The sequence below is a fragment of the Croceimicrobium hydrocarbonivorans genome, assembly GCF_014524565.1.
Lineage (GTDB): Bacteria > Bacteroidota > Bacteroidia > Flavobacteriales > Schleiferiaceae > Croceimicrobium > Croceimicrobium hydrocarbonivorans.
This window is the reverse complement of sequence record NZ_CP060139.1, coordinates 730,251-746,041: the sequence shown is the minus strand read 5'-3', so window position 1 is coordinate 746,041 and position 15,791 is coordinate 730,251. Positions and strand designations below refer to the sequence as shown.

Annotated in this window: 17 protein-coding genes; 16 read left to right on the top strand and 1 reads right to left on the bottom strand. The window is 43.5% G+C overall.

The genetic code is table 11. The features are described 5' to 3' along the window. The first annotated feature begins 488 nt into the window (after window positions 1-488). The 14 genes from H4K34_RS03410 to H4K34_RS03345 all read left to right on the top strand — a co-directional run bounded on the left by H4K34_RS03410 (window position 489) and on the right by H4K34_RS03345 (window position 13,045). Entirely contained in the window at window positions 489-1,586 is a 1,098-nt protein-coding gene (locus tag H4K34_RS03410) for a slipin family protein (protein WP_210759429.1), read from the top strand. 90 nt (window positions 1,587-1,676) lie between these two features. Beyond that, window positions 1,677-2,009, top strand: a complete 333-nt coding sequence (locus H4K34_RS03405; protein ID WP_210759428.1) for an ArsR/SmtB family transcription factor — start codon at window positions 1,677-1,679, stop codon at window positions 2,007-2,009. 11 nt (window positions 2,010-2,020) lie between these two features. After that, a complete protein-coding gene (locus H4K34_RS03400) occupies window positions 2,021-2,911 on the top strand; it encodes an arsenite methyltransferase (RefSeq protein ID WP_210759427.1) in 891 nt (296 codons plus the stop codon). 9 nt (window positions 2,912-2,920) lie between these two features. Continuing rightward, window positions 2,921-3,529, top strand: a complete 609-nt coding sequence (locus H4K34_RS03395; RefSeq protein ID WP_210759426.1) for a low molecular weight phosphatase family protein — start codon at window positions 2,921-2,923, stop codon at window positions 3,527-3,529. Further along, on the top strand, window positions 3,519-4,559 hold the full coding sequence (arsB, locus tag H4K34_RS03390; protein WP_210759425.1) for an ACR3 family arsenite efflux transporter: 1,041 nt from the start codon (window positions 3,519-3,521) through the stop codon (window positions 4,557-4,559). The genes H4K34_RS03395 and arsB overlap by 11 nt, the downstream gene beginning before the upstream one ends. Window positions 4,560-4,605: 46 nt before the next feature. After that, window positions 4,606-5,424 carry a DUF4349 domain-containing protein gene (locus tag H4K34_RS03385; RefSeq protein ID WP_210759424.1) on the top strand — a complete coding sequence of 273 codons (819 nt, stop codon included), beginning with the start codon at window positions 4,606-4,608 and terminating at the stop codon, window positions 5,422-5,424. 19 nt (window positions 5,425-5,443) lie between these two features. After that, a complete protein-coding gene (locus H4K34_RS03380) occupies window positions 5,444-6,016 on the top strand; it encodes a Crp/Fnr family transcriptional regulator (RefSeq protein ID WP_210760528.1) in 573 nt (190 codons plus the stop codon). Window positions 6,017-6,084: 68 nt separating this feature from the next. Next, window positions 6,085-7,053 (top strand): cyclase family protein, encoded by a 969-nt coding sequence (locus H4K34_RS03375; RefSeq protein ID WP_210759423.1) that lies wholly within the window; start codon window positions 6,085-6,087, stop codon window positions 7,051-7,053. A 4-nt stretch (window positions 7,054-7,057) separates the two neighbouring features. Continuing rightward, on the top strand, window positions 7,058-7,504 hold the full coding sequence (locus H4K34_RS03370; RefSeq protein WP_210759422.1) for a DMT family transporter: 447 nt from the start codon (window positions 7,058-7,060) through the stop codon (window positions 7,502-7,504). Between the two features lie 3 nt (window positions 7,505-7,507). Next, window positions 7,508-8,206 carry a GNAT family N-acetyltransferase gene (locus H4K34_RS03365; RefSeq protein ID WP_210759421.1) on the top strand — a complete coding sequence of 233 codons (699 nt, stop codon included), beginning with the start codon at window positions 7,508-7,510 and terminating at the stop codon, window positions 8,204-8,206. A gap of 8 nt (window positions 8,207-8,214) precedes the next feature. Next, window positions 8,215-8,844, top strand: a complete 630-nt coding sequence (locus H4K34_RS03360; RefSeq protein ID WP_210759420.1) for an NAD(P)H-dependent oxidoreductase — start codon at window positions 8,215-8,217, stop codon at window positions 8,842-8,844. A 212-nt stretch (window positions 8,845-9,056) separates the two neighbouring features. Further along, window positions 9,057-10,946, top strand: a complete 1,890-nt coding sequence (locus tag H4K34_RS03355) for a sensor histidine kinase (RefSeq protein ID WP_210759419.1) — start codon at window positions 9,057-9,059, stop codon at window positions 10,944-10,946. Then, window positions 10,943-11,356 carry a response regulator gene (locus H4K34_RS03350; RefSeq protein ID WP_210759418.1) on the top strand — a complete coding sequence of 138 codons (414 nt, stop codon included), beginning with the start codon at window positions 10,943-10,945 and terminating at the stop codon, window positions 11,354-11,356. Before H4K34_RS03355 ends, H4K34_RS03350 begins: the two co-directional genes overlap by 4 nt. 72 nt (window positions 11,357-11,428) lie before the next feature. After that, window positions 11,429-13,045, top strand: coding sequence for a family 16 glycosylhydrolase (locus H4K34_RS03345; protein ID WP_210759417.1), 1,617 nt, complete (start codon window positions 11,429-11,431; stop codon window positions 13,043-13,045). Between the two features lies 1 nt (window position 13,046). Here the strand turns inward: H4K34_RS03345 and H4K34_RS03340 are convergent, their stop codons facing one another. Beyond that, window positions 13,047-14,030, bottom strand: coding sequence for a lipoate--protein ligase (locus H4K34_RS03340; RefSeq protein WP_210759416.1), 984 nt, complete (start codon window positions 14,028-14,030; stop codon window positions 13,047-13,049). Between the two features lie 114 nt (window positions 14,031-14,144). On the opposite strand from H4K34_RS03340, the gene H4K34_RS03335 reads away from it, so the two are divergent. Together H4K34_RS03335 and H4K34_RS03330 are read left to right on the top strand one after the other, a co-directional pair. Then, the gene (locus H4K34_RS03335) at window positions 14,145-14,699 is read left to right on the top strand and encodes a hypothetical protein (RefSeq protein WP_210759415.1); all 555 of its coding nucleotides are present in this window, start codon (window positions 14,145-14,147) and stop codon (window positions 14,697-14,699) included. A gap of 110 nt (window positions 14,700-14,809) precedes the next feature. Continuing rightward, window positions 14,810-15,673, top strand: coding sequence for a hypothetical protein (locus tag H4K34_RS03330; protein WP_210759414.1), 864 nt, complete (start codon window positions 14,810-14,812; stop codon window positions 15,671-15,673). Window positions 15,674-15,791 lie beyond the last annotated feature (118 nt).

Genomic DNA, 15,791 nt, shown 5'->3' with positions numbered 1-15,791 from the left:
GGAGATCTAGATGGGTGTCTCTGTAGGTCACCATGGTGCCGGATACGGTATACCGTCTTAAAAGAACGCAATTTCCTGAGGTTATGGGTTCGACTCCCATTTGGACCTTTTGGTTCAATAGCTCAATGGCAGAGCACAGGTTTTTTCCGAGGGTTCGATTCCCTTATTATGTAGGATAATTACTGGTTGTAGGAAAATCAATCCTCCCTTTCACGGAGCCATGGCGAAGGCCATACCATGAAAAGAAGCTTGATCGGCTTTAAAAAGGATCACCAATATGCGAATGGGATTGTGCGAGGCTTTTACAAATGTAAAATTCTGGCACCGGTGTGCGGTATATGTACCGATGGCGAAGCATGTCCTGAATTTGGGGCAGAGAGGCCGGCTATTTGCCCTCTAAGGATGGAATGTGTGAAACCTGAAGTCCATACTGCCGCTGCCCTGCGCATATTGTTTTTTAACCGGGTTTAACCCACAATTTGATGAACATGTTACAATTAATTTTTACCCCTGAAGCGCAGCTTACTGTGGCCACAAAGAATGGTATTATCCAAAATATTTGGACTGCCGGTAAGCGTTGGAAATGGATAAATGCTCAATTGCAGAATTACCATCTCGGAAGCAAAGTAGATCTGCCCAAAGGTATAGACCTGCGGGTTAATGCTGAAAAGTTAAAGGACTATGCCGAGCTAGTGGAGCTTAAGCAAGGTGAATTGGCCATTGTGATGCTAAATGGTGTGTTTAGTGAAATCCTTATCCCTGGTATTTATGCCTATTGGAAGGGGGTGAATGCAATTGAGGTCCTGCGTTTTTCAACCGACGAATTGGAATTGCCAGCCCATCTCAAAGAGAACTTACGGGCGATTTTATGCACTCGTGGTTTTGTTCGAATGTTTAAAGTGGAGCAAGGTGAAAAAGGCCTAGTCCTCTTGAATGGGGCATTGTTTAAAGCATTGGAGCCTGGCGAATACTTCTACTGGAACAATTCTCAGAGTATGAAACTTCTGAAAGCCAATGTGAAACGCCAGACCATTGAATTGAATGGTCAGGAATTGCTCACTAAAGATAAAGCCACTTTACGTATCAATTTACTGGCAGAAATGCGAGTTCAAAATGTGGAAGAGGCCTTATTGGCGAACAGTGACTATGAAAAGCAGGCTTACTACTTACTGGCATTGGCTTTACGCTCTTATGTGGCAGAATTAAGTCTGGACGAACTCTTAAGTCGGAAAATTGAATTGGCAGAGCAAATAGCTGGTTCTACCCAAGCAAAGTTTCAAGCCATTGGTTTGGAGCTGCTGGAAGTAGGTATCCGAGATATTATTCTACCCGGTGAAATGCGGGAGATTATGAATCAGGTATTGGTAGCTGAAAAGAAAGCTCAAGCTAATTTAATTACCCGTCGGGAAGAAACAGCTTCTACCCGGAGCTTGATGAACACCGCTAAGTTGATGGAAAATAATCCTATGCTCTGGAAATTGAAAGAAATGGAATACCTCGAAAAGGTAGTAGAGAAGGTAAACACCATCAATATTAATGGTGGAGAAGTTGGTACGAAATTAAGAGAAATCTTTTCGTCTGCTTAGCAGGGGCCCCGTGGATTAGAATGAATTTTTTAACTGCGGGGCCTTTTTTTTAAACCTTTCATCGTAATATTGCAATATTACTTTTAAGCTATGGGAATCACTAAGAAAGATCTCTTTAGTCCGGAACAAAATGATCTGGCTGCCGGTGCCAAAGCATTGGGGCATCCCGCACGAATAGCCATCCTTCAATATCTGGTTGCAGCCAGGGCTTGCATAAATGGTGATTTAGTGCAGGAATTAGGTCTGGCGCAAGCCACTATTAGTCAGCATTTACGCGAGTTAAAAGCCGCAGGCTTTATTCAAGGTACGATCGAAGGCACTTCAGTAAGCTATTGCATCAACCCGGAGCGCTGGGAACGTATCAAGTCAGAATTTTTAGAATTATTCGAATCCTATTGCGGCAATGATCCTTCTTGCTGCTAAACCCTATTATCATGAAAACAGATCAGGAACTCAAAGAAATTGTACGCAAGAAGTACAGCGAAATTGCCGAACAAGATGTAGCTCTGAATAAATCATCTTGCTGCGGAGCGGGCCCAGTTTCCCAAGAAGTGTATAATATCATGACCGATGATTATTCCGAAACGGAGGGCTATCAGTCGGATGCAGACCTTGGTTTAGGTTGTGGTTTACCCACCCATTTTGCTCATATCGAAAAAGGCGATACCGTTTTAGACCTGGGCTCCGGCGCTGGTAATGATGTATTTGTTGCCCGACATGAAACCGGTCCTGAAGGCAAAGTGATTGGTGTCGATTTTAGTGGTCCTATGATTCGCAAAGCGCGCTTAAATGCGGATAAATTAGGCTACAATAATGTAGAATTCCGCGAAGGCGATATTGAGGAACTACCGATTTTAGACAATAGTATTGACGTGGTGGTTTCCAATTGTGTATTAAACTTGGTGCCTAATAAGGCTGCCGTCTTTAATGAGATTCATCGGGTATTAAAACCAGGCGCTCATTTTAGTATTTCAGATGTAGTCCTGCAAGGTGAATTACCAGATGCCCTGCAAAAGGATGCCGAAATGTATGCGGGTTGTGTATCGGGAGCCATTCAAAAAGACGCCTATTTAGAAATGGCGCGCAAGGCTGGCTTCAAAGATTTACAAATTCAAAAGGAAAAGCCCATTTACATTCCCGCTGATATTCTAAGTCAATATTTGACTGAGGAGGAAATGCAGAAATTTGGTCAGGGTGAACAGGGTATTTATAGTATTACCCTCTATGGTCAAAAAGAAGGTGAGCTTAAAAAGGAAAAGAAGATCCTACAATTAAGTGATATGCAAAGCTCAGAGGCTTGTACTCCGGGTGGAGGATGCTGTTAATACCCAGCCATGTTTAGTTACCTGAATAGTTACATTGATAGGCTCGATCCGAAAAGCATCCCTCCAGATCGTTTGGAGCGATTACAGCCATTAGTCCAATATGTGCAGGAGAACCAGGCGAATTTAAACCTGGTTTTCATCTGCACCCATAATTCTCGCCGCAGTCAATTTGCACAGCTTTGGGCCCATGTGGCAGCTAAGCGAGCGGGCCTTACATTGAATTCCTATTCTGGAGGTACGGAGGTGACAGCTTGTAATCCACGTACCTTGGCGGCGATGGAGCGAGCGGGTTTTGACCTCTATTCCGATGCGGTGATGGACCCTAATCCGGTTTACCGTATAGCTTTCGCTGAAGATGAGGATCCCATTATGTTGCACTCCAAATTGTACGATGATCCCGAAAATCCCAATGCAGATTTTGCAGCGGTGATGACCTGCTCGGATGCGGATGAAAATTGTCCTTTTATTCCTGGCACCAAAGCACGTATTGCCCTTAATTATGAAGATCCCAAGGCATTTGATGATACCGATCAAGAGACTGCTGCCTATGATGAGCGCTGCCTGCAAATAGCCACTGAGATGTTTCACGTTTTTTCAGCAATTGAGCATGGGTACTAAGAAATTGTCCTTTCTGGATCGTTATCTCACCCTCTGGATTTTCACTGCCATGGCTTTGGGTTTGCTCTTGGGCAATCTTTGGCCCGGCTTAGCGCAAAGCCTTGGAGAGAGTGGCGAAGGAGATACCAATATCCCTTTGGCCATTGGCCTGATTTTAATGATGTATCCGCCCCTAGCCAAGGTGAACTACCGCCTGCTGCCTAAGGTGTTTAAGCATGTTAAAATATTAGGAATCTCATTGCTTCTCAACTGGATTATTGGTCCAATATTGATGTTTGCTCTGGCCCTTATCTTTTTGCACGACTATCCCGAATATATGTCGGGTTTAATTCTGATTGGTTTGGCCCGCTGTATAGCCATGGTTTTGGTTTGGAACGATCTGGCGGAAGGCTCAGCGGAATATGGTGCTGGCCTGGTTGCCCTAAATAGTATATTCCAGGTCTTTGCTTATAGCTTTTATGCCTGGCTATTCATGACCCAAATTCCACCCTTATTAGGATTTGAAGGCGTGGTAATAGATATATCGATTGCTCTTATTGCCAAGAGTGTAGCTATTTATCTGGGTATTCCTTTTGCCTTGGGTATTCTCAGTCGGGTGGTTCTCATTCCCTTAAAAGGCGCAGACTGGTACCAAAGTCGATTTTTACCACTCATCTCACCTATCACCTTGGTGGCCTTACTCTTCACCATCGTATTGATGTTTAGCCTAAAAGGCGATTTAGTATTTAGCCTTCCGGCGGATGTGCTTTTAATTGCGGTTCCTCTTTTAATTTATTTCTTGATCATGTTCAGCCTGGGCTTTTTCATAAGTCGATTGGCCGGAGCGAGCTATGATCAAAATGCAGCCATAGCCTTTACCGCAGCTGGTAATAATTTCGAATTGGCCATTGCAGTTGCTATTGCGGTATTTGGGATTAATTCGGGTCAGGCCTTTGCCGGAGTTATTGGTCCCTTGGTAGAAGTACCGGCTCTAATCTTATTGGTACGGGTAGCCTTTCATTGGCGCAAGCGATATTATAAGCGAGCATAGACTTTAATCGCAAAAGCTTCGTTTATAGGACCTAAGATCAATTATAATGTCCTATCGTTACTCCTTTATTCTTAGCTTTTTAGTTCTATTGTCGGCCTGTGAAAGGGATCTGCAAAATGTAGCTCATGAAGATGTGGCCATGGAAGAATCCTATGAGCCAGCCATGGTGGTGAAGAACTCTGATGAACTTCAAAGCAATGGAAATCAAGTTCAAAATCTGCATTTGATCAAGGAAGCGGATATAAAGTATGAAACGAAAAACCTCGAGGAAAGTGCTCAATCCATCAATGCCTTAACCGCCCGCTTCGGGGGCTATATATCCTCCGAAAAAGCCAATCAGAATAGCTATCGAAAGGAAATCCTTTATACCCTTCGCATACCTAGTGCCCAATTTGAAAAAGCGATGGCCGGCATCGGTGAAGGGGTGCAACATTTCGATCGTCGGGAAATAAGAACCCGCGATGTAAGCGAAGAATATGTGGATGTAGAATCGCGTATTAAATCGGCACAAGATATAGAAGCTCGCTTGCTCAAGTTATTGGATCGCGCTAAAAATGTGGAGGAGATTCTGCAGGTAGAGCAGAAATTAGGGCAGGTACGCACCGAGATTGAAAGAGCTCAGGGGCGTATGAAATACCTCAAAGATCGTATCGCCTTAAGCAGCATCGAAGTTCATATTTACCAGGAGCTGGAGAGGGAAGTGATCGATACCGATGAACCCAATCGTTTTGTGATCGCTCTTAAAGATGGTTGGACTGGATTTACTGCCTTCCTATTGATCCTCATTAGACTTTGGCCGCTCATGATTTTAACCGCCCTATTTATTTTCGCCTTTAAACGCTTTCGCAAGAAGACCGTAAAATAGGCTTTCGTAATTTCGGGCTATCGAAAAGCTCATTGCCCATATTCAAGACCTAAGCCCGGTTTCAGCGGAGGAGATCAGCCGTATCGAAAAGGCCTTTCAAGAAAAAAAGCTGGCTAAAAAGGAATTTATCCTCAAAGCGGGCGATGTATCCCAGCACATGCGCTTTATCGATTCCGGAGCCTTACGCACCTATTATTTAGATGAAGACGGAAAGGAGTTTGTACAGAGTTTTGGGATTGAAGGCTGGTGGTTAAACGACCTATATAGTTACCTCAGTCAAAGTCCGGCCACGCAATTCATTCAGGCCACTGAGCCCAGTGTGATTTTTCAGATTCATCGCGATCGATTGGAAGAGCTTTTTAAAGAAGTTCCGGCTATGGAGCGCTTTTTCCGAATTAAAATGCAATCGGCCTATCAGGCGGCTCAGCATAGAAATTTACAGGTGAAAATCGAATCCGCCGTTGAGCGTTATGCCAATTTCCGCCAGTCTTATCCCCAATTAGAACAACGTTTCCCGCAGTATATGATCGCTTCCTACCTGGGTTTGACGCCAGAGCATTTGAGCTATATCCGCCGCAAGGCCCTAAAGTGATTTCTTAAGATAGCTTAATTTTTAGGCACTGAGGCCTCCGCACTTTTGTCGAGACAATAAACTCGACAATGAAAACAAAGAAAAATTTTTTTCAAGTCCTTGCCTTTCAATTTCTTATTTGGGGCGCACAGGCACAGGAAGTAGGACAAAGCCCTTGGGGTCCGGAGGATGAAATCGGCAGTCTCAATATGATGACCGACAGTAGTCGCATTCAGATTCTATCGCAGATTGGCAGTGGTCAGGTCTACGATCTCAGCGTAGATTATTTCGTAGGTATGCCCAGTTTCCACTCTCTCGGAGATCCTTCGTATCAATATTGGCTTACTCATACTCCGCATGGTACAGTGGTGGATAATCCTAATGGAATGGGAGAGGCCATGAATGAGAAAGTCTCCTATACTGGAGATGCTGTTTCCATGTACACCCATATGGGGACGCATATCGATGCCCTCAATCATTTTGGTTTGAATGGCTTGATTTGGAATGGCTTTAGTCCGGAAGAACATTTAGGCGACAAGGGTTGGAAGAAAACCGGAGCGGAGAAAATTCCGCCCATTATCGCACGGGGCCTATTGCTGGATGTGCGAGCTCTGGTAGATTCTTTTCCGCCCAATTATCGCATTACAATTCAGGATTTAAAAGCCTGTTTGAAACGTCAGAAAACCGAAATTCAGAAAGGGGATGTGATCCTAATTCGTACCGGCCAGGCAAAGCATTATGAAGATGCCGCCCATTACCTCCATCAATATCCGGGAATCAGCTTGGCTGCGGCTCAGTGGTTAGTAGAAGAAAAGGGGGCTATGTTATTGGGGGCTGACAATCTAAGTTTTGAAGCCTTTCCTCCCGAAAAAGAAGATAATTGGGTACCGGTGCACACCTATTTATTGGCCGAAAGAGGAGTCATGTTTTTGGAGCAAATGATGTTGGAAGATTTGGCGAAGGATAAGGTCTATGAATTTGCATTTATAGCCGCATCTCTAAAATTGCGAGGGGCCAGCGGATCACCTATGCGTCCGATCGCGATTCCGATAAACTAGGCTCATGAACCAGTTTGGCTTATCTCTATTAACGGTGCTCCTGGGGATATTTATCGTAACCCAGGGTAGCATGAATGCCCGCTTGGGACAGCAAACCGGCAGTGCCTTTTTGGCTAGTTCCATCAGCTTGGCAATTGGCTTTATTCTGAGCCTCAGTGTATTGATATTTCAATTGAGCAGCCGCAATCTAAAAAGCAGTTTGGAGGGTATTCCCTGGTACAATTGGATTGGTGGTGGACTCTTTAGCTTCAGTGCAGTAAGTCTCTTTTATTTTCTGATCCCCCGACAGGGAATTGCCAGTACGGTGGTGATAAGCCTAAGTAGTCAATTGTTGTATGCGATGTTGGCCGGTAGTATGGGCTGGTTCGACCTTCCGGTGGAGGCGATAACTCCACGGAAAGTCCTGGGTGTAATCGCCCTGTTGGGTTCTGTAATCCTACTTAAATCATAGAAGATGAAGAATCCTAATCTATATAATATGCTTAGCCTCTGGCAGGAGGTAGGGCAATTGAGTGGACAGTATTTCGAGTCGCGAAATTGGGCCGCGGCCTATAGTTTCGATTCGCATTGGCCTAACCGGATTTGGCTAAAGCCTGATGCGGATTTAGAAAATTTACTCGCTCCGGATGAGCTCTCTGTTCCTTTACGCTTGGTACTCTGGCAAAATGAAGTGGCTGAACAAAAGCCAGAGGTTTGGGGATGGGATGAAGCATTTAGACTCACGGCAATGTCCTCTGATCTAAATGATGTGAAAGCTCCAAAGGGGAAACTGCGTTTACAAAAACTGAATTCGGCAGAGGACTATAAAAACTGGTCTCAGCTATTTGAAGAGGCCTTTGCCTATCGCTACAGTCCCAATTTAGTGGCCAGCACCCATCGTATTCTGGATTATTATCTGGCTTTCGAAGGAAATCAAGCCATTGGAACTATTGCAATCTATCGAGATACTTTAGGCGGAACCGGACTGTATTCTATGGGAGTGCCTGCGCGTTTTCGTCGCCGGGGATTTGCCCAGGAAATTCTAAGAGGGGCGCTCAACTTCTTGAAAGAAGAGGGCCATCAAAAAGTATATCTCCAAGCCTCTGAAATGGGTAGGCCTTTGTATTTGCAAAATGGCTTTCAATCCGATTTTGAAATTATTCACTACCAATAAGATTAAAAATGCAATTATTAAAAGCTTTGAATTGGCGCTATGCCACCAAGAAATTTGATCTCAGCCTAAAACTGCGAATAGATCAACTGAACTTTTTAAAGGAGGCGATTCGATTATCTGTATCCTCCTATGGATTGCAGAGCTATAAAGTGCTCATCATTGAGAACCAAGTACTAAGAAAGGACCTTCGAGCGGTATCTTGGGATCAAGCTCAAATCACAGATGCTTCCCATCTCTTTATTTTCTGTGCTCGGAAGACGGATATCGAAGCTGAGGTAGATGCCTTTGTAAATCGTGTTCAGGATAAGGGATCAGCATCTCAAGTCATACAGGAATATGGCCAATCCATAAAAGCCAGTTTAAAACGGAAGTCGGCTGAGGAATTGAGAAACTGGTCAGCTAGGCAAACTTATATCGCTCTAAACTCCTTAATGATCGCCTGTGCAGAAGCAGAAATTGATGCCTGTCCGATGGAGGGTTTTGATGCTGAAGCTTACAATCGAATTTTAGCTTTGGAGGAGGAAGGCTATGAGGCGACTGTTATCGCTCCGGTAGGATTTAGATCAACGGAAGATCAAAGCCAGTTCCGGCCTAAGGTTCGAAAAAGTGAAAAAGAACTATTCGAGTACATAGAATAGGCATTCACACTCATTAAGCCGAAAATCGGTCTCTATTCTTGCTTGCTTGTCTCAAATGAGGGGGTAAATTTTATAAATTGAAGTGTTTTACGCTCAGGTCCTTTGAAGATAAGTAAATGGAAATTCCCTTATAAGCCTCATAGAATGAGGGGCTTATCGGAAAAGAATACCTTTGATGCTGTGGATTAGAGGGGCTTAATCCTAGCTTAGAAATGGGGAAATTAAATGCAGGCATAAATAAGGAGGCAATTTTCAATTTGATCGGCAATCTGGTTGATTTGGGAATATGGCAGTACAATGTGACTAGAGATTACCTCGAGTGGGATGAGGTGATGTTTAAAATCTATGGTCAGGATCCGGCCAACTTCGAACATAAATTTTCCGATTGGCGGAAGGCGGTACATCCCGATGATATTGAAGGGGCCGAAGCATCTTTTCAAGAATCAGTGCAAAGTGAAGGAGAATTCATTTATACCTTCAGAATTGTTCATCCCAATGGCGAAATTCATTTCATCAAAGCCAATGCCCAGAGTCATGGCTTAAATGAAGAGGGCGATCACATTATTGTGGGGGCCAATCAAGATGTAACAGAGTTCTTAAAGGTAAGTGAGGAAAATGAGGCCTTAATTGAAACCTTGAAAGATTCTCAAGAAACTGCCAGAATAGGTAGTTGGCAATATTTTCCAGATTCAAATATTTCGGTTTTAGATGAGGTGACTAAAAGTATTTATGGATTGCCTCCGGATTATAAAATTGATGCAGCAGAAGGAATCACCTATTATAAGAAAGGTTATTCTCGAGATAAAATAATTGAGGCTTTTGGCGAATTACTCGAAAAGAAAAAGCCTTATGACCTGGAGCTGCAATTAATTACGGCCCAGGGTAAAGAAATATGGGTTCGAACCATCGGTAAGCCTAAGCTGAATGCAGCAGGCAAGGTGATTAAGGCCAGCGGAGTTTTCCAGGACATCACCGAACAAAAGGAAAAGGAGCTGGCCTTATTAGAATCTACCCGTCGTTTTGAAGGTGCCTTTCAATACTCCGCCATTGGTATGGCCCTGGTGGGTTTAGATGGTAAATGGCTCAAGGTTAATAAGCGCTTGGTCGACTATTTTGGCTACGAAGAATCGGAATTATTGAAAAAGACCTTTCAGGATTTAACTCATCCTGAAGATTTAAATACCGATCTCGAGTTTTTGAAGGACTGTATAAACGGTAAGATCGACCATTACCATATGGATAAACGCTACCGCCGGAAATCTGGTGAGTGGATGTGGGCAATGTTGAGTGTGGCGGTTGTTAGAGATTCCGAGAACAAACCCATTTCTCAGATTGAGGATATCAACGCTCGTAAAACGTATGAGGAGCAACTTTTAGAGGCCAATCAGAGCTTGATAAAATTGACCAACAAGCTAAGCCTGCAAAATCGCAGCTTGAATGATTTCGCCCATATTACCTCGCATAATTTGCGAGCACCAGTGGCTAATTTGATCCTGCTGACCGAATTGTATGAAAGTGCTGAGGATGCGGAATACAAAGATGTGATCTTTACCAAAATGGCTCAGTCTACGGCTGATCTCAATGAAACTTTGGATGAATTGGTAGAGGCCTTGATTATTAAGAACAAGGCCGGCATGGAAATGCAAGAACTCGATTTGAGGGACTATGTAAATACCGTACTCAAGAAGCAATCGGCTCTAATTCGCCATACCGATGCTAAGATTGAAATGGATTTGGGCTTCGAAAAGATTTTTGCACAGCCTCATTATTTGGAAAGTATTTTATTGAACTTGATCAGTAATGCGATTAAGTATAAGAACCCGGATCGCCGACCCGAAATACAAATAAAGGCCTACCATAAGGAAGGAGTGCCTAGCATTGAAATTCGGGATAATGGTGTGGGAATCGATCTGGTACGACATGGCCATAAAGTTTTCGGATTGCATAAAACCTTTCACAAAAATTCGGATGCCAGGGGGGTAGGCCTTTTTATGGTGAAAGTGCAAATGGAAGCCATGGGTGGAGAGGTTGATGTTGATAGTGAGCCGGATGAAGGCTCAGTTTTTATTTTAAAGTTTAAACCTGACTTGCAGCGTTTATGAACAAAACCAATGCGGTATTTATCATTGATGATGATCCTATTTATCAATTTTCCTTTGGAGCTATTTTAAAGTTGATTAATCCAGAGGTGCAGACCAGTATTTTTTCCAATGGTGAAGAAGCTTTGGACCACTGTAAATCCGTTGTCAATACCGGCAAATCATGCCCAAAACTGATTTTCTTGGATTTGAATATGCCGGTGATGGATGGTTGGAATTTTCTGGATGAACTAGTTCTCTTTAATAAGGATGTACTGAATAAAACCAAGGTGTATATAGTTTCCAGTTCCGTACATGAAGAAGATACAGAGCGTGCTAAAAACTATCCATTGATTCAAGGTTATTTGGTGAAGCCAGTGAAACGGGATGTGTTGCAATCCATTTTAAATGAGGCCTTGAGCAAGGCATCTTAGGAGGAAAGGATTTGCTTGGATATACTTATGGTTTCAGATACCTTAAGTATATTGCTGGCTTAATCCCCATCCATGATTTTAAAAAACACCCTATTTTCTTTGGCCTGCTTATCCTCCTTAGGCCTTTCTGCACAAAGCTTACAAGACGATTTTGAAGGCAACGGAAACATCAATTCCTGGTTTGGTGATGCCTGTGTTATTGATAATGCCAAAGCCAATCCCTATGCTCAAGGAGCCAATACTTCAGCTACCGTTTTAGAATATGATGATCAGGGTGGGCAGTATGCCAATCTGCGTTTCGATGCCAATCAGAATCTCAATTTAGCCCAGCATCAAGTTTTTCAAATCAAGGTATATCTCCCTTCTTCCGGGATCAGTGGCAATCAGCCTAACCAAATTTCTTGCAAGCTGCAGGATGGTACTCAGGCCAGTCCCTGGCAAACGCAAACGGAAATCATAAAGCCCTTGGTTCTGGATCAATGGCAAACCATCACCTTCGATTTTGGGAATGATCCTTATATCAATCTTGATCCTACCTCATTGCCGCCCATACAGCGCACCGACTTCAATCGAGTTTTGTTTCAGCTTAATGGTGAGAATAATACCGATTTGGTATTAGCCTATTTTGATGATTTCATTTATCTGGATACTAGCTTTGTGAGCCCCGCTCCGGTTTACAGTCAATTGGTTTGGTTCGATGAGTTTAATGGCAGTGGAGCGATTGATACTTCCAAATGGTTTCATCAAACCCTTTTGCCAAATGGCAGTTCCTGGTTTAATGGGGAAGTACAACATTATACCGGTCGCACGGCAAACAGCTCTCAAAGCAATGGTAGCTTAAAACTGATTGCTAAGAAGGAAAGCTTTACCGATCAAGGGGTGACCAAACAATATACCTCCGCCCGTTTGAATTCCAAATTCGCTTTTACCTACGGAAGGGTAGAGGTACGGGCCAAGCTTCCCACCGGTTCTGGTACCTGGCCTGCTATCTGGATGCTGGGGCAGAATATCACTGAAAATGGTGGCTATTGGCAATTGCAAGGTTATGGTACTACCGGCTGGCCCGCTTGTGGTGAGGTGGACATTATGGAGCATTGGGGTACCAATCAAGATTATGTTTCCAGTGCCATGCATACGACCTCCAGCTCTGGCGCTACCGTAAATCATGGTGGACGAATGATTCCCGGGGTTTCGAATGACTTCCATGTATATGCATTAGAATGGACGCCGGAAAAGATGATTTTTAGTGTGGATAGTGTGGTTCATTATATCTACTTCCCTTCGGTGCGAGATGCCGCAACCTGGCCTTTTGATGATCCACAATATCTATTATTAAACTTCGCCATTGAAGGAGGAATAGATCCTTCCTTTAGCGAGGACACATTAGAGATCGATTATTTACGGGTTTATCAAGCACCTTCTGTGGGTATGCAAGAAGCTCAAAGTAAAAGAGCGGATCTTTATCCTAATCCGGTAGCCGATCAATTGCGAATTGAGATTCCTGATGCCAATGGTTCCTGGCTCTTAGAGCTGCGGGCTCAAGATGGTAAATTGTTGGAACAATTAGAAGTGCAGGCTCAGGATGGAGTCTTTCAAGTAAATGCCCTCGATCGTTTTTCCAAGGGAATCTATCTCCTGAATTTAAAACAGGAAGAGCAGCTATATCAATTGAAATTTTTGAAAAGCTAAATCAGAACATAGCCGCAACGAGGTCATCGATGCTAATATCTTTGAAGTAATCTTTCAAATTAAACTGCGCTAGCTTTTCTCTAATCTTAGCTTCATCATGAGGGGTATTGGCTAGCGCTTGTTCAATGTCGGTTATATCGCGGATGTGAAAGAAGTCCCCTTGAATTTTCACTTCCTGGATTAAGCCTTTGGAAACATTCATGTTCATCTCTAACAAGCCGCCACTGGTTTTTACCCCTTGCTTAAAATCATAATTGGGGGAGTAACCATAATTCCAATCCCAGGATTCGTATTTCTCCTTTTTAATGGATTCAATCATTGCTAGGTCCTCTTCGCTAAACTCATAGAGCTTAGAATCCTCATAATTTTCAAGGATGTAATTCATGATGCGATCAGCGAATTCCTCCACGCTCATTTTCTCTTTTAAATGGTCTTGGATATTGGTCACTCGCTTGGGGATCGACTTCACCGCCCGGTCTTTGTACTTAAGCGGATTAATTTTTAAAGCACCGCTTATATTGGGCATATTGCTGGAGAAGAGCAGGGTACCATGATGCATCACTTTGTTTTTGAAAACGTGCTCGGCATTTCCAGAAAACTTTTTGCCCTCAATCATAATATCATTGCGACCACTAAACTCGGCATTCACGCCCATCTCTTGTAAAACGGCAATGATAGGCGCGGTATAACGCTTGAAGTCCACTAGATCATCGTCTCTTTCGCTGCTGCGGGTAAAGGTGAAATTAAGATTACCCATATCATGATAAACAGCGCCACCACCACTTAAGCGTCGCACTACCTTAATATCGTGCTCCTTAACATAGTCGAGGTTAATCTCCGCTAAGGTGTTTTGATGTTTTCCCACGATAATGGCATTATCATTCTGCCACAGCATGAAGCAATCCTCTTTTAGATGCTTGAAGATAAACTCGTCAGTAGCAATATTGAAAAAGGGGTCGGTACTACGGTGTTTGATACAAAGCATGTGCGCGATAATTTAGAGGGCATAAAGGTAAAGGGGAAAGGCCTGCAAGCTCTTGAAAAGGAGAAAGCTTTTTCCCCCGGTCTTTTTTAAATTCGTCTGCTAAACCTAATTCCTATGAAGTATTTGCTTCCCCTGCTGCTTATTACCAGTGGCTTATTCGCTCAAAATACCAAAGACTGGCAATTCGATATTCAATTTGGAGGCGCAAATTTATTGGGTTTTAGTTTGGATTTTGAAAGGCAATTTCAAGTATCGGAAAAGGGCAATCAACGAATTGGTATTGGCAGTGGCGCCGGCATTGGTGGATTTGGTACCTCCATTTTATGGAAGCTGGAAAGTCAGTACTATTATAAGCGATGGACTTTTGGGATTGAAGCAGCACTTTATGGTGATAATCCACTATTACCTGCATATTGGCTGGTAGAAAGCCCTTTGGATGCAATTCTTTATCCCAATCTTGGCTATACCTGGACTTATAAGAATAGTAAAAGCCTGCGCCTAAGCTTTGGTGCTTATATTCCTTTTGAACGGGAAATTCGCAATGTGTACAATCGACTAGAGCCGGTGCGATTAATTCCTCTGGATGTGGTTCCCATGATTGGCTTATCCTATGGCTTCCCGTTGCAATCAAAGAACTACAAGGCCCAGGAGGGGAATAGGTTTCAATAATTTAGGGGAAGCCTGCAATTTTTCTTTTTGGCTATTCGAGGCTTTTAATTTTTCACCAATAGCTAAATGGGTTCCGATAGAATTTAGTCATTATACCCGATATTGCGAGGATGGGAATGAACCTGGCTGGGCTTTTAGCTCAAAACGAATTTCTGGATTTACAGCAATTAGAAAGCTCCTTAAAGATTGATCTTAAGGAATCTCGTCGCAGCACCTGGGCGGATGCCCAAAGTGAATCCATGTATAAAAATGAGTTGATGATCCTCTTTAAAAAGGGAAGGATGCTCATTTATTATCCCTTTGATTTCTTCGAAGAGCATTTCGAATCCTTGCGGCAATTGGCTTTGGAGTCTCAAGAATGCCTAATCTTTGGTTGCAGCGAAACCTCCATGACTTTCGTGTTTGACTGGTATCAATTCGGCAAACACCTCGGGGAAGATGCCTATACTTTCGAAGAGGAATTCAGGGCCCATGGTGCCAATCGTTTAGGTCTTACCGAAGAGGATGACAGCATCTTTGATGGCCTCTTTCCCTATATCGAGAATAGCCTCCAAGTTCAGGATGCCGACATTGCTATTTTCTACAAATGGCAAGCTCGCCCCAGCTGGCAGGAGCCCCAATCCCCAGCTCGCGATATTTCCAGCCTCGATCAAGAAATTAATCAACTCCTGAACAGTCGCAAGGCCGAAAATGGACTGATGAGCTTACAACGCCTGCGCAATCTCCTAGCTCAAAAAAAGAAAATGGGTTACCGTTTACCGGATGAAGCTAAAATCAAGCCGGGCATCAGTGACCGCGAACTCAAAGAATTGATTTATTCCGTTTCCACCGAATGGCAGGCGGGTCAGTGGCATGAGCTTACCTATGTCCTACGCAGCAATACCGCCGTGGCCTGGGCTCTGCGCGAAATTGATATCCAGGATTTAAAGGATGGGTCTTTTGTGTATAAGAAGTGGTGGGAGCTGTGGAAGTAGAGTTTTAGCCTAGAGTTTTTAACCGCAAAGAAGCACTTGCCTGCCGGTAGGTAGGAAGGTTCGCAGAGGGAGGGAGATGTGAGAAATGAGAAGTGAGATTTGAGAGGTTTTGGGGTTG

Coding starts and splice junctions, on each gene's coding strand:
- H4K34_RS03350 (WP_210759418.1), top strand. CDS start 10,943: ATGAACAAAACCAATGCGGTATTTATCATTGATGATGATCCTATTTAT.
- H4K34_RS03395 (WP_210759426.1), top strand. CDS start 2,921: ATGTTTAGTTACCTGAATAGTTACATTGATAGGCTCGATCCGAAAAGC.
- H4K34_RS03340 (WP_210759416.1), bottom strand. CDS start 14,030: ATGCTTTGTATCAAACACCGTAGTACCGACCCCTTTTTCAATATTGCT.
- H4K34_RS03330 (WP_210759414.1), top strand. CDS start 14,810: ATGGGAATGAACCTGGCTGGGCTTTTAGCTCAAAACGAATTTCTGGAT.
- H4K34_RS03345 (WP_210759417.1), top strand. CDS start 11,429: ATGATTTTAAAAAACACCCTATTTTCTTTGGCCTGCTTATCCTCCTTA.
- H4K34_RS03410 (WP_210759429.1), top strand. CDS start 489: ATGTTACAATTAATTTTTACCCCTGAAGCGCAGCTTACTGTGGCCACA.
- H4K34_RS03400 (WP_210759427.1), top strand. CDS start 2,021: ATGAAAACAGATCAGGAACTCAAAGAAATTGTACGCAAGAAGTACAGC.
- H4K34_RS03385 (WP_210759424.1), top strand. CDS start 4,606: ATGTCCTATCGTTACTCCTTTATTCTTAGCTTTTTAGTTCTATTGTCG.
- H4K34_RS03335 (WP_210759415.1), top strand. CDS start 14,145: ATGAAGTATTTGCTTCCCCTGCTGCTTATTACCAGTGGCTTATTCGCT.
- H4K34_RS03365 (WP_210759421.1), top strand. CDS start 7,508: ATGAAGAATCCTAATCTATATAATATGCTTAGCCTCTGGCAGGAGGTA.
- H4K34_RS03405 (WP_210759428.1), top strand. CDS start 1,677: ATGGGAATCACTAAGAAAGATCTCTTTAGTCCGGAACAAAATGATCTG.
- H4K34_RS03375 (WP_210759423.1), top strand. CDS start 6,085: ATGAAAACAAAGAAAAATTTTTTTCAAGTCCTTGCCTTTCAATTTCTT.
- H4K34_RS03360 (WP_210759420.1), top strand. CDS start 8,215: ATGCAATTATTAAAAGCTTTGAATTGGCGCTATGCCACCAAGAAATTT.
- H4K34_RS03370 (WP_210759422.1), top strand. CDS start 7,058: ATGAACCAGTTTGGCTTATCTCTATTAACGGTGCTCCTGGGGATATTT.
- arsB (WP_210759425.1), top strand. CDS start 3,519: ATGGGTACTAAGAAATTGTCCTTTCTGGATCGTTATCTCACCCTCTGG.
- H4K34_RS03355 (WP_210759419.1), top strand. CDS start 9,057: ATGGGGAAATTAAATGCAGGCATAAATAAGGAGGCAATTTTCAATTTG.